The sequence below is a fragment of the Roseomonas gilardii genome (assembly GCF_001941945.1).
Taxonomy (GTDB): domain Bacteria; phylum Pseudomonadota; class Alphaproteobacteria; order Acetobacterales; family Acetobacteraceae; genus Roseomonas.
This window is the reverse complement of sequence record NZ_CP015583.1, coordinates 2,697,506-2,720,372: the sequence shown is the minus strand read 5'-3', so window position 1 is coordinate 2,720,372 and position 22,867 is coordinate 2,697,506. Positions and strand designations below refer to the sequence as shown.

Annotated in this window: 23 protein-coding genes and 2 tRNA genes; 19 read left to right on the top strand and 6 right to left on the bottom strand. The window is 69.8% G+C overall.

Annotation, left to right across the window (positions count from 1 at the left end; translation table 11 throughout):
- The 7 genes from RGI145_RS12450 to RGI145_RS12425 are packed head-to-tail and all read left to right on the top strand — an operon-like array spanning position 1 to position 4,822.
- Complete coding sequence (locus tag RGI145_RS12450; RefSeq protein WP_075798602.1) at positions 1-1,272, top strand: hypothetical protein; 1,272 nt, start codon at positions 1-3, stop codon at positions 1,270-1,272.
- Complete coding sequence (locus tag RGI145_RS12445) at positions 1,272-1,688, top strand: hypothetical protein (protein WP_075798601.1); 417 nt, start codon at positions 1,272-1,274, stop codon at positions 1,686-1,688. Before RGI145_RS12450 ends, RGI145_RS12445 begins: the two co-directional genes overlap by 1 nt.
- On the top strand, positions 1,685-3,070 hold the full coding sequence (locus tag RGI145_RS12440; RefSeq protein WP_156878511.1) for a hypothetical protein: 1,386 nt from the start codon (positions 1,685-1,687) through the stop codon (positions 3,068-3,070). The genes RGI145_RS12445 and RGI145_RS12440 overlap by 4 nt, the downstream gene beginning before the upstream one ends.
- On the top strand, positions 3,070-3,240 hold the full coding sequence (locus tag RGI145_RS25075; RefSeq protein ID WP_156878510.1) for a hypothetical protein: 171 nt from the start codon (positions 3,070-3,072) through the stop codon (positions 3,238-3,240). Before RGI145_RS12440 ends, RGI145_RS25075 begins: the two co-directional genes overlap by 1 nt.
- Positions 3,237-3,800, top strand: coding sequence for an aspartyl/asparaginyl beta-hydroxylase domain-containing protein (locus RGI145_RS12435; RefSeq protein WP_075798599.1), 564 nt, complete (start codon positions 3,237-3,239; stop codon positions 3,798-3,800). The genes RGI145_RS25075 and RGI145_RS12435 overlap by 4 nt, the downstream gene beginning before the upstream one ends.
- A complete protein-coding gene (locus tag RGI145_RS12430) occupies positions 3,797-4,174 on the top strand; it encodes a cupin domain-containing protein (protein WP_075798598.1) in 378 nt (125 codons plus the stop codon). Before RGI145_RS12435 ends, RGI145_RS12430 begins: the two co-directional genes overlap by 4 nt.
- Positions 4,175-4,177: 3 nt before the next feature.
- The gene (locus tag RGI145_RS12425; RefSeq protein WP_075798597.1) at positions 4,178-4,822 is read left to right on the top strand and encodes a hypothetical protein; all 645 of its coding nucleotides are present in this window, start codon (positions 4,178-4,180) and stop codon (positions 4,820-4,822) included.
- Here RGI145_RS12425 and RGI145_RS25070 read toward each other — a convergent pair.
- Positions 4,819-5,289, bottom strand: a complete 471-nt coding sequence (locus RGI145_RS25070) for a hypothetical protein (RefSeq protein ID WP_156878509.1) — start codon at positions 5,287-5,289, stop codon at positions 4,819-4,821. The two genes, RGI145_RS12425 and RGI145_RS25070, sit on opposite strands and share 4 nt — an antisense overlap.
- A 66-nt stretch (positions 5,290-5,355) precedes the next feature.
- On the opposite strand from RGI145_RS25070, the gene RGI145_RS12420 reads away from it, so the two are divergent.
- From RGI145_RS12420 to RGI145_RS25065, 9 genes are all read left to right on the top strand, one after another.
- On the top strand, positions 5,356-7,203 hold the full coding sequence (locus RGI145_RS12420; RefSeq protein ID WP_075798596.1) for a cell wall hydrolase: 1,848 nt from the start codon (positions 5,356-5,358) through the stop codon (positions 7,201-7,203).
- Positions 7,204-10,467: a hypothetical protein gene (locus RGI145_RS12415; protein ID WP_075798595.1), complete on the top strand. Its 3,264-nt coding sequence runs from the start codon at positions 7,204-7,206 to the stop codon at positions 10,465-10,467. It abuts the gene before it with no gap.
- A 40-nt stretch (positions 10,468-10,507) separates the two neighbouring features.
- On the top strand, positions 10,508-12,823 hold the full coding sequence (locus RGI145_RS12410; protein ID WP_075798594.1) for a hypothetical protein: 2,316 nt from the start codon (positions 10,508-10,510) through the stop codon (positions 12,821-12,823).
- A 235-nt stretch (positions 12,824-13,058) separates the two neighbouring features.
- A complete protein-coding gene (locus RGI145_RS12405; protein WP_075798593.1) occupies positions 13,059-14,312 on the top strand; it encodes an SGNH/GDSL hydrolase family protein in 1,254 nt (417 codons plus the stop codon).
- A 34-nt stretch (positions 14,313-14,346) separates the two neighbouring features.
- The gene (locus tag RGI145_RS12400; protein WP_075798592.1) at positions 14,347-14,928 is read left to right on the top strand and encodes a hypothetical protein; all 582 of its coding nucleotides are present in this window, start codon (positions 14,347-14,349) and stop codon (positions 14,926-14,928) included.
- Complete coding sequence (locus tag RGI145_RS12395; RefSeq protein WP_075798591.1) at positions 14,925-15,278, top strand: hypothetical protein; 354 nt, start codon at positions 14,925-14,927, stop codon at positions 15,276-15,278. The genes RGI145_RS12400 and RGI145_RS12395 overlap by 4 nt, the downstream gene beginning before the upstream one ends.
- Positions 15,279-15,319: 41 nt before the next feature.
- The gene (locus RGI145_RS12390) at positions 15,320-15,697 is read left to right on the top strand and encodes a hypothetical protein (RefSeq protein ID WP_075798590.1); all 378 of its coding nucleotides are present in this window, start codon (positions 15,320-15,322) and stop codon (positions 15,695-15,697) included.
- A gap of 174 nt (positions 15,698-15,871) precedes the next feature.
- Positions 15,872-16,393, top strand: coding sequence for a lysozyme (locus tag RGI145_RS12385; protein ID WP_167668268.1), 522 nt, complete (start codon positions 15,872-15,874; stop codon positions 16,391-16,393).
- Between the two features lie 50 nt (positions 16,394-16,443).
- Positions 16,444-16,539: transfer RNA gene (locus RGI145_RS25065), tRNA-OTHER, on the top strand.
- A gap of 326 nt (positions 16,540-16,865) precedes the next feature.
- On the opposite strand, the gene RGI145_RS12380 is transcribed toward RGI145_RS25065, so the two are convergent.
- A complete protein-coding gene (locus RGI145_RS12380; protein ID WP_156878508.1) occupies positions 16,866-17,054 on the bottom strand; it encodes a hypothetical protein in 189 nt (62 codons plus the stop codon).
- Between the two features lie 255 nt (positions 17,055-17,309).
- Between RGI145_RS12380 and RGI145_RS12375 the strand changes: the two genes are divergently transcribed.
- Positions 17,310-17,564, top strand: coding sequence for a hypothetical protein (locus RGI145_RS12375; RefSeq protein WP_075798588.1), 255 nt, complete (start codon positions 17,310-17,312; stop codon positions 17,562-17,564).
- 148 nt (positions 17,565-17,712) lie between these two features.
- Here the strand turns inward: RGI145_RS12375 and RGI145_RS12370 are convergent.
- Positions 17,713-17,787 (bottom strand) — tRNA-Thr (locus tag RGI145_RS12370).
- 197 nt (positions 17,788-17,984) lie between these two features.
- Between RGI145_RS12370 and RGI145_RS12365 the strand changes: the two genes are divergently transcribed.
- Positions 17,985-18,338, top strand: a complete 354-nt coding sequence (locus tag RGI145_RS12365; RefSeq protein ID WP_027280583.1) for a hypothetical protein — start codon at positions 17,985-17,987, stop codon at positions 18,336-18,338.
- A gap of 72 nt (positions 18,339-18,410) precedes the next feature.
- The gene (locus tag RGI145_RS12360; protein ID WP_075798587.1) at positions 18,411-19,208 is read left to right on the top strand and encodes an HpcH/HpaI aldolase family protein; all 798 of its coding nucleotides are present in this window, start codon (positions 18,411-18,413) and stop codon (positions 19,206-19,208) included.
- Positions 19,209-19,229: 21 nt separating this feature from the next.
- Here RGI145_RS12360 and hisD read toward each other — a convergent pair whose 3' ends face one another.
- The 3 genes from hisD to murA all read right to left on the bottom strand — a co-directional run bounded on the left by hisD (position 19,230) and on the right by murA (position 22,840).
- Positions 19,230-20,519: a histidinol dehydrogenase gene (gene hisD / locus RGI145_RS12355; RefSeq protein WP_075798586.1), complete on the bottom strand. Its 1,290-nt coding sequence runs from the start codon at positions 20,517-20,519 to the stop codon at positions 19,230-19,232.
- 269 nt (positions 20,520-20,788) lie between these two features.
- Entirely contained in the window at positions 20,789-21,481 is a 693-nt protein-coding gene (gene hisG, locus RGI145_RS12350) for an ATP phosphoribosyltransferase (protein ID WP_075798585.1), read from the bottom strand.
- A gap of 99 nt (positions 21,482-21,580) precedes the next feature.
- On the bottom strand, positions 21,581-22,840 hold the full coding sequence (gene murA / locus RGI145_RS12345; protein WP_075798584.1) for a UDP-N-acetylglucosamine 1-carboxyvinyltransferase: 1,260 nt from the start codon (positions 22,838-22,840) through the stop codon (positions 21,581-21,583).
- Positions 22,841-22,867: the final 27 nt, after the last annotated feature.

Here is a 22,867-nt window from a genome sequence, read left to right as displayed (position 1 = left end):
ATGGTCACGGTGGCAGAACTCGGGCAGCGTGCGCTGCGCCGCCTGGGCGTTGCCATCGTGCCTCCCTCGGCACGTCCTGCGGCGGGTGCTGCTGTAGGCGTGGCGGACGTGGCCAACCGCGCGCTCCGTCGTCTGGGCGTGATCGTGGTGCCCACCGGGGAAGGCCCGGGGGCGCTGGCGATCACGACCGTGGCCACGCTGGCTGAGCGTGCGCTGCGGCAACTCGGCATCAACCCCTATCCCGCGCTGAGCCAGTTGGGCACCGATCAGGTACCCTGGACCATGGCCATGATCGGCACCGCGGCCCTGCAACGGCTTGGGGTGCTGAACGGCGACGAGGGGCCGAGCGCCACGGATGCGGCTCTGGCTTTGCAGAAGGTCCGGACCGTCCACGACCTGCTGGTGCGCCTGAGCATCGCGGGCGGCTGGCCGGCTGACGGCATCCCCTCGGGCGCGGCCGAGATGTACGTCATCATGGTAGCGCAGGAGCTTGCCCCCGCCTTCGGCAAGCCGGCCGACATGCAGCTCTTCGCGCAGGCGAAGGATCTGCTGAAGCTGGAGGCCATCTCCGGCGCCTACGGCCAGACCCTGGCCGAGGGACATGTCCGTGCGGTGCATGACAGCCTGGCTGCGGCCGGGCTGGTGGATTTTGCGGCGGACGCCATTCCGCAGGCTTATTCCGACGACTACGTGGAACTGACTGCGGCCCACCTGGCGCCAGCCGTCGGCAAGACGGCCGACGTGGCAGGCGCAGCCGCCGCGACGGAAGCCCGGGTCAGGCGCGCCATGCTGCTCAAGCGGGCCTCCGTCATCGCCGCTGAGAAGGTCGAAGCATTCCACCAGGGGCTGAACGCGCAGGGGCTGGTGGAATGGACCTCCGCCGCTGTCCCGGCCGCGCACGCGGAGGACTATGCCGAGGCCGTCGCGGCGATCCTGGCGCCCATGTTCGACAAGCCGGTGCCGCCCGACGCCATCGCGCAGGCCGAGATCCGCATTCGGCGGGCGTCCATCCTGCGCCGGGCGCCGGAACTGGCGACCGAGAAGGTGCAGGCCGTGCACGCCCGCCTGGACGCCATCGGCATGATCCGGTGGTCCAGTCTCGACATCCCGGACTATGCCGAGGAGCCTTACGTCCTGATGGCGGCGAACCTGCTGGCGCCCCTGTTCGAGCGACAGGCGAGCGACGCGGACGAGATCGCGGCCATGCGGCTGATCACCAAGGCGACCAGTCTCTCCAGCGCCGGAGAGCCGGTGCGGGCGGAGTATTTCTGATGCCCGGCATCTTCATGACCATGCCCCTGGCGCGCCGTTCCCCATCGGTGGTGCCGCGGCGCTTCCTGTCCATGCCGGCGGGGGAAGGGCTGTTGCTCGCGGTCACGGTGGTGACCGACGACACGCCCTCTGCTGCGCCCGTGGCGCTGGGCGGATCGGACGTGCGGACGCCGCGCTTCCTCCTCTACCGGCCGGTGCAGTTCCGCGATTATGGGCTGAGCCTGTACAATGCATCCCTGCTCCAGGCGATCGACGGCGTGCTGGTGCCGAGCGTGCCGGGGCGGATCAACTTCACGATCACTCCGGACGAGATCGGCCGCTACGGCTGGGCCGTCACGCTGGGCCAGGAGGCGACCAGCCAGCGCCTGGCCTGGGGCGTGCTCCAGGTGTCCGCCGATCCGCTGGTGAGCCCATGAGCCTGACCCGCCTGCCGTTCGCGCGGAATACCTACACGGGGCCAGGCCCGTTTTCGGCGCAGCGCCTATGCAACATGTATGCCGAGACGCTACCGGACGACGCCTCTCAGCCCTTCGTGGTGCGATCCGCCCCTGGGCTGGTCGCCACCTACACGATTGGCCCAGGCCCGATCCGGGCGATGAATGCCGACCTGCCGGGCCGCGTGTACATCGTGTCCGGCAACGAGCTTTGGCGCATGCCGCCGGACCAGGACGAGGCGCCGAGCTTCATGGGTTTCGTCGGCGCCACCGGCATGGCCACGATCGCGGTGGGGCCGGTGAACGGCTGCGTCTGCACCGGCCCGGACGCCTATGCGTTCAACCACGCCGGCACGGAGTTTCGGCAGATCTCGGGTGACGACTGGCAGGGCGCCAGCTCCGTGACCTATCTGGACGGGTACTTCGTCTTCACCAGCATCGAGGCGACCTCGCAGTTCTTCGTGTCCGCGCTGTTCGATGCCGAGGCCGTCGATCCGCTGGATTTCGCCTACTCGGACGGCGTGCCCAACGTGGTCCGGCGCGGGATCACGCACAACCGGCAACTCTGGCTGGCCGGCGAGGGCGCCCTGGAAGTCTGGTACAACTCCGGCGACAGCGATTTCCCGTTCCGCCCGGTCAGCGGCGGCGTCCTGACGCCTGGAACCGTGTCGCCGCGCTCGGTCGCGACGATCGACAACAGCGTCTGGTGGCTGGGCAAGGACGGGGTGGTGTACCGCTCGCAGGGCTATCAGGCCGTGCGGGTCAGCACCTTCGCCATCGAGCGGATCATCAAGCCGTACCAGCTCAGCAACGACAACATCACCGTCGCCTTCAAGCACGAGGGGCATACCTTCGTCGCCATCACCCTGGACATCGCGACCCTGACCCCGCGAACGATCGTCTACGACTGCGCCACGCAGCTCTGGCATGAGCGGGCCTCGTCCTCCGATGGGACGAACCGGTGGCGTGTCAGCGCGGCTGGCGAGCGGGACCGCTTCCTCCTGGGTGACAGCGAGACGGCGCACCTGCATGTGCTGGACAGCGAGGCGCCGAGCGACAACGGCATTCCGTTGTACCGGGAGGCGACCCTGCCCACTCTGACGGCCCATGGCCCGCGTTGCTTCATGCCGCGGCTGGAGGTCGAGGCGGAACTGGCGACGCTGCATACGCCGGGTAGCCTGCTGATGGATTACAGCGACGATGGCGGCCAGACCTTCGGCCCTCTGCGGACGGCCACGACCAGCCAGAAGCGGGCGACGTTCAACCGGCTGGGCTCCTACCGCCAGCGCGTCATCCGCCTCCGGGCTACCGGGCTTCTGACGCTGTACGGCGCCACGGCCGAGATCGAGACGGGGGATAGCTGATGGCCAATGTGCGGGCGCAGCCCGGCCTGCCGGCGCCTGAGCCGGTCACGCGGCCGGACGGGAACGGCGACCAGATCATGACGCCGGCCTGGCTACAGTTCCTCCAGCAGTTGAAGCGCGACCTGGACGATGCCCGGAAGCGGATCGCCACGCTGGAGGCTGGGTCGTGAAGTACTTCGACCGTGTGTTCGAGGGGCTGGACGTGGCGCCGATCCTCGCCGAGCTGGATGCCCAGCCGGACCTGTGGGATGCGCACCGCGCCCGGACGTTGGTGGCTGATGGCCCGATGGCCGGTACGTCCGATGTCTGGTTGCGGTATTTTCCGCAGGAGGTGCTGCGCCAGCCGGAGGACTTCCTGGCCGAAGGGCCGCGCATGGTGTTCTATCCGGCCTGGGACCGGCTGCCGGCGTTGCACGAGGTCGCCCATACGCTGATGCACTTCTGCCGCGGCGTGGAACTGGGCGGATGCCTGATCAGCCGCATTCCGCCGGGCGGCGAGGTCGGGACGCACACCGATGGCGCGGCGTGGAGCGCCCGCTACTACACGCGGAAATTCTACGTCCCGCTCCGGGCGAACGACCAATGCCTGAACGTCACGCTGGACGAGACGGTGGTCATGCAGCCCGGCGAGATCTGGCAGTTCGACAACCTGGTGCCGCACTCCGTCCACAACGGCGGGGAGACCGAGCGGCTGAACCTGATCATCTCCATCCGGAGTGCCGACGCATGACCTGTTCCGGCAACTGCGGCGCCTGCACGCCGCCCCTGGTTCGCGCGGTGAACCAGCCTGAGGAAGGCGAGGCGACCCTGTATGGCGACGTGTGGGTGAAGCCCTGGCGCATGCCGGATGCCGGCATGCTGGTGCCGCAGCATGCCCACACGTACCCCCACCAGTCGTTCGTCGCGCGTGGCGCGGTCCGCGTCTGGCAGGACGGTCAGGACATGGGCGTCATCCGTGCCCCGGCTGCCGTGCGTGTCCCCGCCCGGGTGAAGCACGCTTTCGAGGTGCTGGAGGCGGACACGCTGATCCTGTGCATCCACAACGCCGCCCATGGCGAGGCGGCCGATATCCATGAGGAACACCACCTCATGCTGGAGGGCTGAGCCATGCCATTCGCAGCCGCTGCGGCCGTGGTCGGGGCTGGTGCCACGATGTACGCCGCGAACAAGTCCTCGAAGTCCGTCAGTCAGGCGAACCAGCAGGCTCAGGCGCAGTACGAGCAGAGCCGGCAGGATCTGCTGCCGTACATGACGGCCGGGCAGAACGCCCTGTCACCTACGCAGGATCTGCTCGGGCTGAACGGGCAGGAGGCGGCCGATGCCGCCATGGCGAATTTCCAGCAGTCCCCGAGCTACCAGTACCAGTTGGACCAGGGGCTTCGTGCGGTCGATGCCGGCGCCGCGGCGAAGGGTATGCTGCGCTCCGGGGCGACGCTCAAGGCCGAGCAGACGCTGGGCAACAACCTCGCCGCCCAGGATTTCAGCACCTACTACAACCGGCTGAACAGCCTGGCGAACATGGGCCTGTCGGCCGGCAGCGCCGCGGCGGGCGTGAGCAACAACGCTGCCCAGACGGCCACCAGCGCGGCGACGGCTGACGCGAACATCGCCAGCAACACCGCGTCCGGCATCAGCAGCAGCGTGAACAATGCCCTGAACAACTACGCCTACATGCAGCGCACGAGCGCGTATCAGCCCACGTCACCGGCAGTGCAGCAGTCCAACAGGCTGACCGGGCAGGGCATCTACTAGCGCGTTGTCGTGCAGGATACTCCGCCTCCGAAGGTCGGATTGCAGTTGGTGATGGTTGGCGTTGGGATCGGGCGATAGGTTGGGGCTTGCATCATCGGCGGCGGTTCCATGGCCAGCGCCGAGAGCGCGGCATTCCTCCGGGCCTGCTGCCGGTCGATGATCTCGGTTCTCACCTGAGCAATCTGTAGATCGCCTTCCTCGGGTGATATGGCGCCTCTGTCTATCGAACCGGCGATGCTGGCTCGCTTCGCGATGAACAGGCTGGCCAGATCAGCCGGGAAGCCATTCGCCGTCATAGCCGCCATCTGCGCGTCAGCTTCACATCTGGCCTTCGACAGGTAGTTGCCGAGCTTCTGAGGAAATCGTTCGGCACAGCCAGCCCGCACAGTATCGAAGGTCGCCGCTGTGTCCTGGGCGCGCTGCTGAGCCGGGTTGGCACATCCCGCCGCCGCCAAACAGACCACCAACGCTAGTCTCCGCATGGATGTTCCTCAACCTCAGGGTGTGGGGACCATATCGCACAAGGACCGTTCATGGCTACCTTCGGAACGATCGCCAGCCCGGCGCCGAACGTGCTGTTCGACCTCTCGAAGATCGACGCCGCAGCCTCGGCGGAGCGCCGGAACCAGCTCCTGATCCAGAAGTCCCAGCAGGATCAGGCGGACCATGAGGCGATCCGCGCCCTCGGCCCCGCGCTGGCGCAGCAGGACAAGACGGCCCTGGGGCAGCTTGCGGCGATCAACCCGCTGGCGGCGGCCTCTCTGGGCAACGCGTGGTCCCTCCAGGCGCAGCGCGAGCAGGAGGCCCGGAAGCTCCGGATGCAGCAGGAAATCCTGTCGCAGCCGCTGCCTGGGATGCCGGGCTCGGCGCCTGCCGCCAGTTCCGCTGTGCCGGCGACGGGCGGGAAGCCCTTCGTGGCGGCGAACCTGCCGGAAGGGGTGGATGCCGGCACCGACCAGATCGTGCGGACGGTGTGGGGCGAGGCGCGCGGCGAGGACCCGGCCGGACAGCAGGCGGTGGCGGCGGTGATCCGGAACCGGGCCGGCGGTGGCGACCCGGCCGGTGTGATCTTCGCGCCGAACCAGTTCGAGCCCTGGAACAACCCGCAGACGCGTGCCAAGCTTGAGGCTCTGGACCCGCGCTCCCCGGAGTACCAGGCGATCCTGGCGAACGTCCGGCCGGTGCTGAACGGCCAGGCGCCCGACCCGACCAACGGCGCGACCCACTTCTACAGTCCGTCCGCGCAGGCGGCCCTGGGCCGTCCGGCGCCATCCTGGGCGCAGGGGGAGGGACAGGATATCGGGCGCCACCGCTTCTACCGGCTGCCGGCACCCGCTCCCGGTGCGGTTGCCGGTGCGGCGCAGCAGGGCGGCATGGCTACCCCGGTCTCGGGCCGGGATATGGACACGCCCATCGGCACGACGGCACCCGCCGGCAACGACGCGGCGCCGGTTGCGCGCCCCACGGCGCCCGACCCGAACGCGCTTCGTGCCCGGGCGGGACAGCTCCGCGCGGCCGGCGCCGATGGCGCGGCCGGCTCCCTTGAGCGCCAGGCCGAGGCGATCGATCGGGCGCGGGAGCGGCAGGAGGCAGCAGACAACCAGCGCCAGTGGCAGGCGCAGCAAACGGCAGATCGCCGGGCGTGGCAGGCGCAGCAGACGCAGGCGGCCCGCGATGCCCGGGTGCCCCCAGGGTATCGCTGGGGCCAGGACGGCGCGTCGCTGGAGGTGATCCCCGGTGGTCCGGCTGATCCGGCCGTGCAGCAGCGGGGGGCGGAGGCGCGGGGGGCCGCAAAGCCCGCGCGCCCGCTGGCGGACGGAACTCGCAACACCCTGGTTGGTGACAGCGGCCGGCTGAGTGAACTGGAGAGGCTGGGCAGTTCCTTCCAGAACGACTTCGGCGGCTACCGGATGGGCGCCCTGGGCGACATGGCGAACGCCATCGCTCGGAACACGCCGGGCGAAAGCCCCCGCGCAGACTGGTGGTCCGGCTACCAGAGCCTCAAGAACCAGGTCCGGAACCAGTTGTTCGGTGCGGCGCTGACCGCGACCGAGGCGGCCGAGTTCGAGAAGGCGGACATCAATCCTGGCATGAGCCCGGAGGCGATCCGCAAGAACCTCCAACGTCAGGGTGAAATCGTGCGTGGTGCCCTGGGCCGCCGGGCGCGCAGCCTTGTGGCGGACGGCTACGGCAAGGAGGCCATCGAGCAGGCCACCGGGTTCAGCCTCGGCGACCTGCACGGCCCGAACGACGCCGCGCCGGCAAATGCCGGGAAACCCGGCAATAACGGCAAGGTCGATACGGTCCCCAATCCGCTGGGTGGCGGCTCGGCGCCCTCCGGGGTGCCGCCGCTGCCGCCTGGCTTCAAGGTGGTGCAGTAAATGCCGATCGCGAGCGACGGTAAGGGCAACTGGCTCAGCCTGAATGACGGCGGCGAGTGGGTGGCGGCGACGCGCGCCCGCAATCCGGAGACCGGGGCGGAACTGATCCTGGATGGCCAGGACTGGAAGCCGCTCCCGGCCCCGACGCAGGCGCAACCCAGCGTCGGACAGCAGGCGGCGCGCGGGCTCGGCCTGGGCGTGCGCGACGTGATCGAGGGCGCGGCTGCCATCCCCGGAATGATCGTGGATGCGGCCGGCTATCCGGTGCGCGCAGGGCTGCGTGCCCTGGGCTACAGTACGGAGACCCCGACCGAGGCGCTGAGCCGCGGCTTGACCGCTGTCGGGCTGCCGGAGCCGTCCAACTCCACGGAACAGGCGATCTCCGGTCTGAACCGAGGCGCGGTGGCGGCGCTGCCGACGATGGGCGCCGGCATGGCGCTCCAGGCCGCCGGACGGGCGCCCATCGTGGCGAACGCCCTGGCGGACGGCTTCATGGCGCAGGGTGTCGGTGGCGCGGCCGGCGGACTGGCGCAGGACGTGGCGCGGCAGAACGATCTCGGCCCCGCTGCGGAGATGGGGGCGGCCCTGGTCGGCGGCGCAGCCGGTGCCGGCGCGGTAGGGGCAGCCCAGATGGCGGGGCGCGGTGCGGTGGCGCTGGCGCAGCCGTTCACGCGCGGCGGTCGCGAGGCCATCGTCAACGACCTGATGCTGCGTTCCAGCGCCAGGCCGGAAACCCTGCCGTCGCGGGTGGCGGCAGGCGCTGACCCCATCGTGCCGGGCAGTGTCCCGACCACCGCCGAGGCGGCGCGGGATAGCGGCTTGTCGGCGCTCCAGCGCGGGGTGCAGGGCATGGACCCCGCCACCTCGGACGCCTTCGCACTGCGGGATGCCAGCCGGGATGCCGCCCGCCGCGCCGAGTTGGCGGCGGTCGAGCCGGATGCCGGCGGCGCTGCCGCCGCGGCGCAGGCTGTCAGGACCGGCGTGGCGCAGGAGGAAGCGCGGTTCGAGCGGACGGCCGGCGCCGCGGATGCCCGGCTGCGGGATCGCCTGGGCCAGCTTCCCGACCGCACCCGCCCGGAAGAGGCCGGGCAGGCGATCCGGGAAACGCTGTCGCAGGGGCGGGACGAAGCCCGCGCCGTCACCTCGCGGACCTTCGAGGCGATCGATCCCGAGGGCGTCGCGCAGATGCCGTTCGGGCCGATCCAGCAAGCGGCGCGGGAAGCCGAGGCGCAGTATTTCGGGCCGCTCTCCGGCCCCGCGCCCGCCGCCCTGCGTGGCGCCCTGGATGACGTGCAGGACATCGCCAACGACACGATGTCCTGGCGGGCGATGCAGAACCTGCGCTCCCGGCTGGGCACGCTGGCCGGCGATCCCGACCCCCGCGTTAAGGCGGTGGCCGGCCAGATCCGCGCCGCGATCGATGACGTGTCGGAGCGGGCGGCTCAGCCGTTCGACCGGCCGTCCCGCCCGCGTGGTCTGGCGGATATCGAGGCGGAGGCGGCCCGCGAGGGTGCTGCCCAGCATCCGGACGTGGCGGCGCAGCTCAACGCAGGCGGGCTCTACGACCCGACGCAGGCGGCGCCGGTCGGTCGCAGTCTCGTGCAGTGGCTTCGGGCCAACGGTGGTCTTCGGGATGACCTGGGCGACCTCGGCGCGGTCATGGGCGGTACCAGCCGCACCATGCCGGGGCTGTGGAGCCACCGGGGTATGTCCTTGGACGAAGCGGCGCAGCGGGCGTTCCGCGAGGGGTATCTGGAGGGCAACCCGGCGCACATGTCGGGACCCACCGGCACCTCCGGCGCCGCCCTGATCGATGCCATCGAGGCGGAGCTTCGGGGAGCCGAGTTTCGCTATCCGGGCGGCGACGTGCGCGCGTCGCGCGGCGCTGGCGCGACGGCGGCTGACGACTTGGCGCGGGAGGTGGAGGCGCGGGGCGGGCAGTTCGTCCGCAACGACCCCGACGCCACCTTGCGCAGCCTCCACGCGACGCCGGAGAACGGCCCGGCTGCCGGCGCCGAGGTGCCGGAGCGGTTCGCGCCGATCGAGAACGCGTTCACCCCGGAGCAAGCCGAGGCCTGGCGGGCCGCGCAGCAGGCCCGTGCCGAGCAGGGGCGGCTGTATGACCGGGGCGCCACGCGGCGGGTGCTGGACACCCGCATGGGGCAGCCGGTCACGCCGGCCAGTCAGGTGCCGGGCGTGTTCTTCGGGCCGAATTCCACCCCGGAGAACATCCGGCAGGTGTTGGAGGCCGCCGGGGACCGGTCGGTGGCGTCCCGGGCGCTGGAGGGTTATGCGGCCACCTCGCTGCGGGACTATGCGGCCCGTCCGGACGGCACGCTCGACCCCACCCGTTGGCGCGCGTGGATGCAGCGGCACGAGGCGGTGCTGGCCGAACTGCCGGAACTGCGTCGCAGCATGGCGTCGGTGGGCGAGGCCGCGGCGACGGTCGATCGGGTGGCGGGCCTGCGCAAGGCCTCGATGAAGGAGATCGAGACGGGGGCGGCGCGGTACTTCCTGGGCCGTGAGCCTGACCGGGCTATGCGCGGTGTGCTCGCGTCCGGCGACCCCGTGTCCGGTATCCGGGAACTCCGGCGGCTGGTCGGGAACGATCCGCAGGCCGTGGCGGGGCTGCGGCGCGCGTACCTGGACGAATGGCTCCGCAAGGCCACCACCACGACCCTGGACGCCCAGGGCGAGTTCCGGCTGTCGCCCGCGATGGCACAGCGGTTCTTCCGGGACAACGGCGGAGCGGCCCGGGAGCTGTTCGGCGAGGCTGATCTGGCGCGGATGCGGGCGGTGGCGGACGACATGGCGAGTTCCGCCTTCCCCGCCTCAGCCGGCAAGGCGGCTGGCTCGAACACCTACCAGAACCTCAGCACGGGCAACTTCATCGCCCGGATGAGCAATGGGACCATCGACCCGAACAACGCGATCGCGCAGGCCCTGGGCTCAGGCTTCGGCGTCCTCCAGAAGCTGGTCTATGCCCAGCCGGAGATGCTGATGCGCGACCTGCTGCGCGAGGCGATGCTGGACCCGAAGCTGGCGGCGGACATGCTCAGCCGTGCCAGCCCGGCCAGCATCCGCAGGGCCATGGGCTACGTGGATAAGGACATGGCCGAGCGCGCCGGAGATGCCGTCCGGGCGGCGGTGATCCGGGGCGGCGCCCGTCAGGTCTCGGCCCAGGGGAATTCGCGGAGCGGGCGGGAGAACCCGTTGCTCGGCGGCCGTCCCCAGGCCGCGCCTCGTAACTCCCTGCTGCGGTAGCGGCACCACTCAACCCCGACAATTCGAGGACCAGGAAACCATGGCTTACCCACGGGGCCGCGGTGCCCAGGTGCGTCTGCACGCCGACGAACAGAACGTCGCGCGTGGCGGCACGGGCAATCTGCTGATGGACAACATCCTCGCCAAGCGGGTGATGGAGGATACCGGACAGGCGGCCGATGGCGAAGGGCCGGACGGCAGCTTCGGCGGTCGCCTGGCGCTGGATGAGGTGCTGCTGCCGGGTGGCATCCTCGACTGGGTTGACCCAGGTCAGTTCGGCGCGGTGGGCGATGGCGTGGCCAACGACCGCGCGGCGCTCCAGGCGGCGATCGACGCCGTGTACGTCCGCGGCGGCGGCGAGATCCTGCTGACGAAGCGGTATCTGGTCGAGGGCGGGGACCTCGTGGTCCGGGACGGCGTGGCGCTGCTCGGCCCCTGGCGCGGCGGCGGGCAGATGCAGGGCGCGGACTATTCCGACATCGCGCCGGCCATCATCCTGAACCCGGCCAACCCCATCCGGCTGATGCGGCACGCCGTGGTGACTGGCTTCGCTGTGCTGCGGAAGGGTCTTTTCAAGCCGACGACCCTGCGCGACTGCTTCCGCATCCAGGATGAGATGACGGGCACGGCGATCGTGTTGGGCGACGCCGTGAACTACGGGTCGAACGCCTATGGCTCCGGCTTCCTGACGGGGACCAATGCGAATATCGCGGCCGACGCCAAGGTGCTGAACATGTTCATCCTGGGCTTCGACCTGGGCATCTACAGCGACTTCAACAACCGGATCACGATCCGGGATGTCTATGGCGACTGCCGGAACGGCACCCTCATCCGGCGCTGCTACGACGTGCCGCGCTTCGAGAACATCCACTTCTGGCCCTACCTGACCGGCAACACGGTGGCGGCCATGGGGCGCTTCGACGTGACCGCCTGCGCCGCCGGCACGGGCAATGTGATCCGCCTGACCACGGCCCAGGCGCACGGGCTCCAGCCTGGGGACCGGGTGAACATCCGGGACATCTCCGGTGTCCCCGGCGCTGCGGGCCGGAAGACCATCTCGGCCGTCTCCACCTACTGGATCGAGTTGGCCGGCACGGCCTTCTCCGGTGCCCCGGTGTTCGGCGCCACGCCCCAGGTGATCGTCTGGGGGAACCGGCGGAGCGGCACGTGCTTCGCCTTCGAGAGCATCGACTGGGGCACCCTGATCGGCAGCTTCGGCTATGCCTTCGACCGCGGTTTCTACGCCCATGACGCGGTGGTGGGGATGGCGCTGCTAGGGGTGGCGTTCGATGACCACCTGGACGTGCAGGACACGGAAGGGGTGGGCTTCGACTGGAACGGCGGGGTCTACTGGTGCTCGGTGCGCGGCATCTCCACCAGCTCCTACCACACCGCCATCAAGCACCGCCCGACGAACGGCGGGCGCGTCGTGGCGAGCGGCGGGCTCCTCGGCGGGACGCAGGTCGCGAATGCCCAGAACATCCAGATCCTGGGCGGCAGCCTGGAGCTGGAGGGCGTCGAGGCGGCGGGGTGCAACGCCTATATCGCCGACGCGGCCACGGCTTTCCGGCTGGCGGGCGGTTCCTTCGGGGGCGTCACCGCGCAGTCGGCGGCGAGCTATGCGAAGCTGTTCCGGCAGGGGCAGGCTTCCAGCGCGGGCAACAGCCGCTACACGGCGGCGTCCACTGTCTTCGATGAGGTCGGGACGGGCGGCACGCGCCGCCGGATGGAACTCAACCCAGACGGCCGGACGATCCTGGGCGCACGGGGGTTCGGCTCGGGCAATGGCTCGCGCCTGGACCTGACCCGCGCCACGGATGGCGCGACCGTCGCGGTCCTGTCGGTCGGCGGGGGCAACACCCCGTCCATGACGTTGGCCGGGGACGGCACCAACAACCCCGGTGCCGCTTTGCAGGTGGGTGGCGTGGGCGCTAGCGCAGTGGCCCAGGCGATCTATCCGGTGCGCCAGGACCCGAGCATCGCCGCGGCGTCGGCGGTGGGCATCCTGGGCTTCCAGGCGTCGAACCAGGGCGGCGCGGCGACGGTCCAGTATGCCGGCATCACGGCGGTCGCGGACGGCATCACGGCTGGGGCCGAGAAGGGCCGCCTGGACGTGGGCGTGCTGGCCAGCGGCACCTATCGGGTTGCGCTGCGCCTGAGCGAGAGCAGGGCGCAGGTCTTCCAGCCCCTCCAGGTGGCGGGCTACGCCGTGGCCGATCTGCCTCCGGCGACCGACTACGCCACGCCGGCCATCGTCTACTGCTCCAACGGCGACGGCGGGAACCCCTGCCTGGCGGCGGCCATCGCGGGCGTCTGGCGCCGCATCACCTGGGGCAACGTCGTCAGCGCGAGCTGATCCCAGCCCTCCAACCCTTCGACAATCTGAGCGCACCCCAGCGACGGCCACAGGTCCGGCGCCGCTGGGCGTTGCGCGCTTCCCAGAGGACCACGCAATGGCCCGAGTTGATGCGTTCCGCAAATATCGTGCTGACATGCACCGTCGTGCGCGAGGGCAGGGGTTAGATGCCGTCGGCGCGGGGCTGGTGGGGGGTGGCCTCCTGCCACTCCCGCTGAACGCTCGCATCGGTTACGTGGGCGACAGCTACACCGACTTCGGGCACTACCAGACGACCGCCACGAGCCGAACGATTTCCCAGGCTTATACGCAGGGCATCACCGATCTGCTGATGGGCCGGATCAGGAACGATCCGGCGACCGAGAATTGGGGCATCGCCGGGCAGAACATTGCGCAGGTACTGGCCCGGATGCCGACGATCATCTCCGAGGCGCAGGCGCGCGGCGTGAAGCTGCTGGTGATCCCGGTGGGCAAGAATGACGAGGGGATGGCTGGCAATCCGACGCCGTTCGCGGATCAGATCTCCGGTCTACAGCAGATCTGGGATTTGGCCGCGGCGGCGGGGCTCGGCGTCCTCGACATGATCCAGCCCTGGCGCATCACGGCGCAGGGCGGATGGAGTGGCAGCTTTACCGCCGCCGACATCACGGCGCGCAAGAACCTGATCGATCAGGTCGCCGCGTGGCGCCTCGCACAGAATGGCCGGCGGCCAAACTTCCGCTCCATCGATACCCGTCCCCTCCTGGCCGATCCCGGCATGGATCGGGAGAGCTACTCCTGGTCGATGGCGGACGGCGTGCATCCGGTGTGGTGCGGCACCTACTTCATGTCGAAGGCAGGTGCCGCCGAGGTCTATCCGCTGCTCAGCACGCCTAGCCCGATCGTTGCCGACGATACGGGAAACCTGATCACCAACGGCGTGCTGGCCGGCACGGCTGGCGGCAAGGGTGCCAATGTCAGCGGCTCCATCGCGGACGGCTGGCAGGCGCAGTTGGTGGCGGGCTCCGGGGCGACCTATGCCTCAGGCTCCGTCGTTGCCTCGAAGGCGAGCTACACCAGCAAGACGGGGCAGGTGCTGCCGAGCCAGCGGTTCGATTTCAGCAATCTGCTCTACACGGGAGGCGCTGGCTCGAACATCTGGCTGAACCGGACCATGACGCTCGACAATGCGCTTCCGGCCGGGAATTACCGGCTGCTAGTGCCCTACCGGATCGTGAGCCCCGGGAACATGCGGGGGCCGTTCGTCCGGATCACCGAGAACGATGGCGCCAGCGCCTTCCAGTACAACCAGTCGGCTCCCAACAGTGGTGCCGGGACGCTGCGCGAGGGCTACGAGGGATGCATCTGCGGGGAGAATATCGCGGTGCGCGCTTATAGCGGCTCCGGGACGCGCAGCCTCCAGGTGATCATCAGCACCACCATGGATCAGGCGGCCGTGCCGTTGACTGGGTCCATCGAGTTCGGCCCCGTGTCCCTGCGGGCAGCCTGATGACCGCCGCCTCCGAGAGCCAGGGGAGGGGGTGATGAGCACACCGCGCGTGGTGCGCAACATCGCGGCCTTCCTGGCCGGCATCCTGAGCCGGGACCGCTACCTGATGGAGCTGCTGGCCGCCTGCGTCACCTTCGGCGTGGGCGTGCTGGCGTCGGTGTCCCAGGCCGCGCTGGAAGGGCGCCCGTCGATGAGCGGCTTCCGGGACATGCCGTGCCCCGAGGGCTGGGTGATCGCGTTCGCGGTACCCGGCATCTGGGCATCGCTCCGGCTCTGGTGGGAGGGCGAGCGGCACGAGGGGCGGGTGTCCCTGGGCGTCATGGGCTCCTTCGTCGCGCTGGGCATCGTCAGCATGGCGCTCGACCTCGACAACTGGGGGTTCTGGGCCCTGTTCGCGCTGCTGCTGGGCGTCATGAAGACCTACGCGCTGATCCGCGAGTGGGGCTACCTGCGCTGGGGCGTGGCCGTCATGGGCGCCTTCTTCTGGATCAGCCTGACGCTCAGCATCGCCCAGAACTCGGGCGAGGCGTTGCCTCTGGCCATCGCGCCGTACAGCGGCTTCGCGGCGGCCAACCTTCTGTCGGTCTGGCGTGCGAGGGGAAAGCGTGGAGCATGAACGAATGGTTTGGCCCCGACGCGTGGCGCTGGATCTGGATACCCGCTCTGTCGGCCGGCCTGATCTGGCTGGCCACGACGTGGAAGACGACGGCTGACAGCCGCACCGCCCGCGACGCCCGGCTGGACAGCCGCCAGGACCGGGAACTCGTCCGCATGGACGGGGAACTGGAAGAGGAGCGCGAGCGCGGCAACCGCGGCTGGGGGCTGGCCCATGCCTGGTTCGGCATCTGTCATGACCTGCGGATCACGGCCAACGGCCGGATCGTAGCGCTCGGCGGCACCAAAGACGACCTCCTGCCGCCGCTGCCCGCCCTGGAAGAGCCGCTCTCTCGGCAGCCAGGGGAGTAACCCGCCGCCGGTCGGAAACCGGCATCCCAAGGAGACACCCTATGGACTGGACTGCCATCGGCGATGCCGTGGTGGCGCAGATCGTCATGCCCGTCCTGCTGGCGGTCATCGGCGTGATTGGCGCCTGGCTGGTGACCAAGGTGCCCGGCCCGCTGCGAGACTTCCTCCAGAGCGGGACGCACCAGCGCGACATGGAGCTCCTGCTGGGCGTGATCGCCCGCGGGGCCAAGGCCGCGCTCCTGGCCGGCATGACGGACCGGTCGGCCGTAACGGCTGCGGTCGGCTACGCGGCCAAGAGCATCCCGGAAACCCTGGAGAAGCTCGGCCCCAGCACCCAGACGCTGGAGACCATGGCGGCGGCTGCGGTGACGGACGCGCTGGCCAAGGCGAAGGCGGCTGTGCCGGTGGCGGGCCAATGACGCCACCGCGCATCCGCCCCGTCCAGCGGGGTTGGCCGTCGGAGGGCTGAGGTAGGTCCGATCGGACGACGGAATTGACGCCGCCCTACAGGCTGTAGGGCTCATCAAACACTCATCAGACCCCAGGGCGCCATCCGGTCGGAGATGGCGCCCTTTCCTTTGCCTGGAGCCCCCATGAGCGAGACCCTGAGTGTCCCGGCCTCCGCCGTGGAGCTGCTGCACCACTATGAGAGTTGCGCTCGGAAACTGGCGGATGGCCGGATCGCGCCCTACCGCGACGCAGTGGGGATCGTGACCATCGGCTGGGGCAACACCCGGTTCGAGAACGGCGCCGCCGTGAAGATGACGGACGGCCCGATCTCCCAGAAGCGGGCCGACGCGCTCTTTGCCTACTGGCTGGCGGACTTCGACCGAAAAGTGCGGGCGTTCCTGCCGGTGGGATGTGGGGAAGGGCCGCACGCCGCCTTCCTGAGCTTCGCCTACAATGCGGGCGTGACAGCAGCCGAGAACAGCACGGCGGCGACGCGCCTGCGGAACGGCGACCTCAAGGGTGCCGGCGAGGCCCTGACATGGTGGAACAAGGCGGGCGGAAAGGTGTTGAAAGGGCTCCAGCGCCGCCGTGAGGCTGAGCGTCTGGTGCTGCTGGGCGCCACGGCTGAGAGCGCGATCGCGGCTGCTGAGAAGGCGTTTCCGTAGGGACGATTTCCTTGCCCTAGCGCACGGATTTTGCTAGGTTTGCGGGTCTGCGGGCCGTGGGCGAGGGGCTTATGCCACCCGTGCACGGGAGCAGGGTAGGACCGCGGAAAACCGCCCTGCCGTGGGTTCAAATCCCACCGGCCCGCAGCGACAGTTGCAACGCCAGGGACCTAAGCGGGTCTCCCGTCTATGTCCTTGGCACCCCCGCTCAGCATGCTGTCGGGGATTTCTCCATCGGGGAGAACACCCCGAGCTCTGTCTCACCGGGCATGCGGCTTGGATGAGGGTGCAGAGTGTGGGCCTGGGCCTCTGCTCCTTGGGTCTTTCGAGACGCTTGGAAGTACGCTCAGGTCGTCATTGGATAGCGGGCAAACCCGAAAGGGCCGCGTCCATTCCAGGCGGCGACATAAAGGGTAGCCGTTCTGGGTTACAGCAAACCGCTCGGGGCTTCGGCTCCGGGCGGTTTTTGCGTTCAGGCCTCCGGCGCCAGGAAGATCTCGTCTTCCAGGAAGGGTTCTCCATCTTCCAGACGGATCACCCCCACCAGCCGTGGCTGCTCCCATGGTGAAGTCGGAACCCGCTCACCGGGCTTGCCAGGCTTGGCCGCAGTGGCCAGCACCTCGGAGACTTTTGCCCGGGCTTGCTCTTCATCACTCGCCACGATCCTGACTATCCCTTGCCTGGTGCTGGCACGCCAGTCCGGGTCATCAAGGAGGGACGGGAGAGGCACCAATCGGAAGCTCGGCATAGGTCAGATCCTGGCGACCCCGGTTGCGTCATCCGATCTTGCTGCGATGCACCCAATACGTCTAGGCTTCGTCCATCCCTAAACTACCCGACTTCACCGCCCGGGGCACTGTCCTCGGGCGGTTTTCTGTTGCGTCGCAACATGCGGACTTGGCAGCATTCCGTTGCCATGACGAACCACCCCACCCCTGCGCGCCAGGCCCTCGAAGCAGAGGCCGACCGCCTGTTCGGCTCGTACCTCCGGGTCAGCTTGTTCTGCCAGAAGCACCGGCTCGGATTTCTTGAGGGTGGCGCGGAAGCGGTAGCGATTGGGCTGATCCCGGCAGAGGACTGGGATCTGATCCGCGAGATGGCGAATGGCCCCAGCGAGGCTGAGGAACGGTGGCGCCACCGACTGGACGCCAACCCGCGTTCGCTTGGTTAAGATCACAAGTGCGCGATGATGGAATGGGCAGTCGTCGGCATTACCGGCGCGGAACGATCCGACATTTTCTAGGCATCTGACCTAGAAAACATGTCTCCGAAGACGAGAGGCTATCTCCGGTGCATCCAAGGAAATCAATGAGATGCGATGGTGCTGCTGGAGAGATTCGAACTCTCGACCTCTCCCTTACCAAGGGAGTGCTCTACCCCTGAGCTACAGCAGCAATCGCGGGGTGGGCGCTCCTTAACCGCAGACGGCAGGCAGGGCAAGCCCCGCCCGGCGGCTCACCGCAGGAAAAGCGGGGATGGCTCCCATGCCCGTGACCGGCCTGCCTCCGAAGCACAGCCAAAGGTGCTTCAACAGGAACACATCATGAACTAATATGCCGCCGGGATATCGGGCCGGAAGGGAAAGAGACCCATGGCTGGGAATCGGCAGGGCGCGCCTCAGGCGCCGGAGCGCCAGGCCCTGGCGCGGCTCGCGGAACTGGCGGGCAAGGGCGCGGCGCCCGATCGCGTGCGGCGGGAGGTCGAGACCATCGTGGAGGACTGGCGCCGTGGCGTGCTCGGCTATGACGAGCGCACGGCACTGCGCGAGCGGTTGGAGGAGATGCACGGGCAGCTCGCCGAAGGCGTGGAATCGGTGGAGGAGCAGATGGCCGAGATCGGCCAGGACGAGCGCGCCGCGCTCGTGGCCGGACGGCGCTCCCTGGCCGCCCTGGTGGCCGCACGCGATGCGCTGGCCCGGGCCCATAGCGCGCTGCTGCCGGCCTGAACGGCGATCTGCTCTATTCTGCCGTCAGGGCCGGCGAGTCCGGCACCGGAGAGCGACAGAGGGAGAGCGGCCGTGCGGGAGAACAGGGTCAGGACGTTGTGGAGCCGGGGCGAGGCGGTGGTGAATGGCTGGCTCGCCATCCCGAACGTCTTTTCCGCCGAGACCATGGCGCATGCGGGCTGGGATTCGCTCACCATCGACATGCAGCACGGCGTGGTGGACTACGCCGCCGCCGTGTCGATGCTGACGGCAATCTCCACCACGGAAACCACGCCCATGGTGCGTGTGCCCTGGCTGGACCCTGGCATCATCATGAAGATGCTCGACGCCGGCGCCTATGGCGTGATCTGTCCGATGATCAACACCCGCGCCGATGCGGAACTCTTCGTCTCCGCGCTGCGCTACCCGCCGCGCGGCATGCGCTCCTTCGGTCCGATCCGTGCGCTGCTGCATGCCGGGCCGGACTATGCGAAGCACGCCAATGACACGGTCTTCGGCCTGGCGATGATCGAGACGCGCCAGGCGCTCGACAATCTCGAAGAGATCCTGTCGGTCGAGGGGCTGGACGCCGTCTATATCGGCCCCGCCGACCTTTCCCTCGCCCTGGGCTGCACGCCGCGCTTCGACCAGGAGGAGAAACCGGTGGTCGAGGCCATCGAGATGATCCTGGCCAAGGCGAAGGAGCACGGCGTGGTGCCCTGCATCCACAACGGCACGGCGGAATACGCGCTGCGCATGGTGGAGAAGGGCTTCCGCTTCGTCACCGTGGCCTCCGACGCCAGGTTGATGGCGGCAGGGGCGCAGGCGACGGTGGCGGCGATGCGGGGCGGGCCGAGGCCGAAAGGCCCCGGTACATCCGGAACCTACTGAACCGCCCCACCCGGACGATGCCTATTGCCCCAGCCGCATGGCGATGCTGCGGGCATGGGCGCCCAGCCCTTCGGCTTCCGCCAGGGTGACGGCGGCGGGGCCGATGCGGTGCAGCCCGGCCTCGGTGGCGGAGACCCAGGTGGTGCGCTTCAGGAAGTCATAGACGCTGAGGCCGGAGGCGAAGCGGGCGGTGCGGCCGGTGGGCAGGACATGGTTCGGCCCGGCCACGTAGTCCCCCAGCGCCTCCGGGCACCAGCCGCCGAGGAAGGCCGCCCCGGCATGGCGGATGCGGGCGAAGAGCGCCTCCGGCTTCTCCACCAGCAGTTCCAGGTGCTCCGGCGCCAGCCGGTCGCAGAGCGCCACGCCTTCCTCCCAGTCCCGCACCAACAGGATGGCACCATGCGCCTCCCAGGAGGCGCGGGCGATCGCTTCGCGCGGCAGGCTGCGGAGGGCATCCTCCACGGCGATGGCAACGGCTTCGGCCATGGCTGCGCTGTCGGTGATCAGGATGGCCTGGGCGGCCTCGTCATGCTCGGCCTGGGCCAGCAGGTCGATGGCCACCCGCGCCGGGTCCTGCGCCCCGTCGGCCAGCACCACGACCTCCGAGGGGCCGGCGATCGAATCGATGCCCACCCGCCCGAAGACCTGGCGCTTGGCCTCCGCCACATAGGCGTTGCCGGGGCCGACGATCTTGTCCACCGGCCGGATCGAGGCGGTGCCCCAGGCCAGGGCGGCCACGGCCTGCGCCCCGCCGATGCGCCAGATCTCGGTGACGCCGGCGCGGTCGGCGGCGGCCAGAACCAGCGGCGAGATCTCGCCATCCGGGGTCGGCACGGTCATCACCACACGCCCCACCCCCGCGACGCGGGCGGGCAGGGCGTTCATCAGCACCGAGGAGGGATAGGCCGCCTTGCCGCCGGGAACGTAGAGGCCGGCCGCGTCCACCGCGTTCCAGCGCATGCCGAGCATGATGCCATCCTCGGGCAGGACCATGTCATGCGGCATCTGCGCGGCGTGGAAGCGCTCGATCCGCTCCGCCGCCACGTCCAGCGCCGCCAGCAGCTCCGGCCGGCAGCGGGACTTGGCCTCGGCCACCTCCGCCGCGCTGACCCGCAGCGCCCCGATGCCCGAGGGAGTCCAGCGGTCGAAGCGCGCGGTGAGGTCCAGCAGCGCCGCGTCGCCTTCCGCCCGCACCCGGGCGATGATCCCGGCCACCGGCCCGTCCACCCGCGCGGTCGTGTCCCGTGCCGTGTCGAGCAGGGCTTCGAACTCGGGGGCGAATTGCGGGTCGCGCGTGTCGAGGCGCTTCATGCGGGTGGGTCCTTAGCCATGGCGGTTCGCGTGGCCCGCGAGGGGAGCCTCCCGCACCCTCCACGGGGAGACCCCGCGGACCTCGGACCCCGCCTTGCGTTGGCCTGGCTGGCAGGGGGCCACGCCCCCTGCCAGCCAGGCCAAACCAAACGAATGGGAGGTCGAGGAACCTCAGGTTCCTCGTGGGAGAGCGCGAGAGGGCGACGCCCTCTCGTGAACCACGCGCGCGAGGCCTACAGGCAAAGCCCGCCCGGCTTCAACCCTTCGCGTCAACCCTCCAGGGCCGCCCGCAACCGGGCGATCCAGGCGCCGATGGCCTCGGGCTCGGTCTTGAGCGCGGTGCGGTTGACGATGAGGCGGGAGGTGACGGGAGCGATGACCTCGGTCTCCGCGAGGCCATTGGCCTTCAGCGTGCCACCGGTCTGCACCAGGTCCACGATCAGCCGGGACAGGCCCATCGAGGGGGCGAGCTCCATGGCCCCGTTCAGGTGCACGATCTCCGCCTGCACGCCCCGGGCGGCGAAGTGCCGGGCGGCGATGCGGGGGTACTTCGTCGCGACGGTGACGGTGCTCCAGCGGCTGGGATCGTCGGTCGCGGCGCGCTCCACCGGCTCGGCCACGCTGACGCGGCAGGCGCCGATGCGCAGATCGAGGGGCGCGTAGATCTCCGGGTAATCGTGCTCCATCAGCACGTCGGCGCCGCAGACGCCGATCTGCGCCGCGCCGAAGGCCACGAAGGTCGCCACGTCGAAGGAGCGGACGCGGATCACGTCCAGCCCCGGATGATTGGTGGCGAAGCGCAGCTTGCGGCTGGATTCGGAGGAGAAGTCCGGCTCCGGATGCAGCCCGGCCTTCGCCAGCAGCGGCGTCAGCTCCTTCAGGATCCGCCCCTTGGGCAGAGCCATGACGAGCCCGGTCTCGGCATCGCGGAAACCCGCGGCATCGGGAAGCGGAAGGTCCATGGCGGCGCCTATGTCCCAGGCCCTGCCCGGGGCGCAAGCGCCCAAAACGCAGGACTCGGCCGCGCGGAGGGCGGCCGGCCCCGTCACGGAGCCCCCCGGTCAGTCCCGCAGGCGCTCGATCTCGGCGCCCACCGCCGCCAGCTTCGCTTCCACGGACTCGTAGCCGCGGTCGAGGTGATAGACCCGGTTCACCACCGTCTCCCCCTCGGCGGCCAACCCGGCCAGGATCAGCGAGACCGAGGCGCGCAGGTCGGTGGCCATGACCGGGGCGCCGGAGAGCTTCGGTACGCCGCGCACGATGGCCGAGGAGCCATGGACGTTGATCCGGGCGCCCATGCGGGTCAGCTCCGGCACGTGCATGAAGCGGTTCTCGAAGATCGTCTCGGTGAGCATCGAGGCGCCGTCGGCCACGCACATCAGCGCCATGGTCTGGGCCTGCATGTCGGTGGCGAAGCCGGGGAAGGGCTCGGTCATCACGTCCACGCCGTGCAGCCCGTTCAGGCGGCGGACATGCAGCCCGCCCGGCTGGTCCTCCAGCACCACGCCGGCCTCCTGCAGCACCCGGGCGCAGGCGCCGAGCTGAAGGACGCTGGCACCCTCCAGCAGCACCTCGCCACCGGTGATGGCGGCGGCGCAGGCATAGGTGCCGGCCTCGATCCGGTCGGGGATGATTGGGTGGGTGGCGGCATGCAGGCTGTCCACGCCCTCGACGGTCAGCCGGTCGGTGCCGACGCCCTCGATCCGCGCGCCCATGGCGATCAGGCACTGCGCGAGGTCGCCGATCTCCGGCTCGCGCGCGGCATTCACCAACTCGGTCGTGCCTTCGGCCAGGGCAGCGGCCATCAGCAGGTTCTCGGTGGCGCCCACGGAGACCTTGGGGAAGACCACCCGCGCACCCTTGAGCCGTCCCTCCACCTGGGCGTCGATATAGCCGCCGGTCAGGTCGATGCGGGCGCCCAGCGCCTCCAGCGCGCTGAGGTGGATGTCCACCGGGCGGGTGCCGATGGCGCAGCCGCCGGGCAGGCTGACCTTGGCGCGGCCATAGCGGGCCAGCAGCGGCCCCAGCACCAGCACGGACGCGCGCATCTTCCGCACGAGGTCATAGGGCGCCTCCAGGTTGGTGGCCTGGCCCGACATGCTGATGCGGCGGCTGCCGGTGTCGTGCTCCACCGCGAGGCCATGCTGCGCCAGCAGCTTGCCCATGGTGCGCACGTCCTCCAGCGCCGGGGCATTGGTCAGGACCAGCTCCTCCGGCGTCAGCAGCGCCGCCGCCATCAGCGGCAGCGCGGCGTTCTTGGCGCCCCCGATGGGAATGCGGCCGCGCAGGGGCCTGCCCCCGCGCACACGAATACGGTCCATGTGTAAGCCCCCTCTGTTTCCCTACGT

Coding starts and splice junctions, on each gene's coding strand:
- RGI145_RS12450 (WP_075798602.1), top strand. CDS start 1: ATGGTCACGGTGGCAGAACTCGGGCAGCGTGCGCTGCGCCGCCTGGGC.
- RGI145_RS12445 (WP_075798601.1), top strand. CDS start 1,272: ATGCCCGGCATCTTCATGACCATGCCCCTGGCGCGCCGTTCCCCATCG.
- RGI145_RS12440 (WP_156878511.1), top strand. CDS start 1,685: ATGAGCCTGACCCGCCTGCCGTTCGCGCGGAATACCTACACGGGGCCA.
- RGI145_RS25075 (WP_156878510.1), top strand. CDS start 3,070: ATGGCCAATGTGCGGGCGCAGCCCGGCCTGCCGGCGCCTGAGCCGGTC.
- RGI145_RS12430 (WP_075798598.1), top strand. CDS start 3,797: ATGACCTGTTCCGGCAACTGCGGCGCCTGCACGCCGCCCCTGGTTCGC.
- RGI145_RS12425 (WP_075798597.1), top strand. CDS start 4,178: ATGCCATTCGCAGCCGCTGCGGCCGTGGTCGGGGCTGGTGCCACGATG.
- RGI145_RS12420 (WP_075798596.1), top strand. CDS start 5,356: ATGGCTACCTTCGGAACGATCGCCAGCCCGGCGCCGAACGTGCTGTTC.
- RGI145_RS12415 (WP_075798595.1), top strand. CDS start 7,204: ATGCCGATCGCGAGCGACGGTAAGGGCAACTGGCTCAGCCTGAATGAC.
- RGI145_RS12410 (WP_075798594.1), top strand. CDS start 10,508: ATGGCTTACCCACGGGGCCGCGGTGCCCAGGTGCGTCTGCACGCCGAC.
- RGI145_RS12400 (WP_075798592.1), top strand. CDS start 14,347: ATGAGCACACCGCGCGTGGTGCGCAACATCGCGGCCTTCCTGGCCGGC.
- RGI145_RS12395 (WP_075798591.1), top strand. CDS start 14,925: ATGAACGAATGGTTTGGCCCCGACGCGTGGCGCTGGATCTGGATACCC.
- RGI145_RS12390 (WP_075798590.1), top strand. CDS start 15,320: ATGGACTGGACTGCCATCGGCGATGCCGTGGTGGCGCAGATCGTCATG.
- RGI145_RS12385 (WP_167668268.1), top strand. CDS start 15,872: ATGAGCGAGACCCTGAGTGTCCCGGCCTCCGCCGTGGAGCTGCTGCAC.
- RGI145_RS12375 (WP_075798588.1), top strand. CDS start 17,310: ATGACGAACCACCCCACCCCTGCGCGCCAGGCCCTCGAAGCAGAGGCC.
- RGI145_RS12365 (WP_027280583.1), top strand. CDS start 17,985: ATGGCTGGGAATCGGCAGGGCGCGCCTCAGGCGCCGGAGCGCCAGGCC.
- hisD (WP_075798586.1), bottom strand. CDS start 20,519: ATGAAGCGCCTCGACACGCGCGACCCGCAATTCGCCCCCGAGTTCGAA.
- hisG (WP_075798585.1), bottom strand. CDS start 21,481: ATGGACCTTCCGCTTCCCGATGCCGCGGGTTTCCGCGATGCCGAGACC.
- murA (WP_075798584.1), bottom strand. CDS start 22,840: ATGGACCGTATTCGTGTGCGCGGGGGCAGGCCCCTGCGCGGCCGCATT.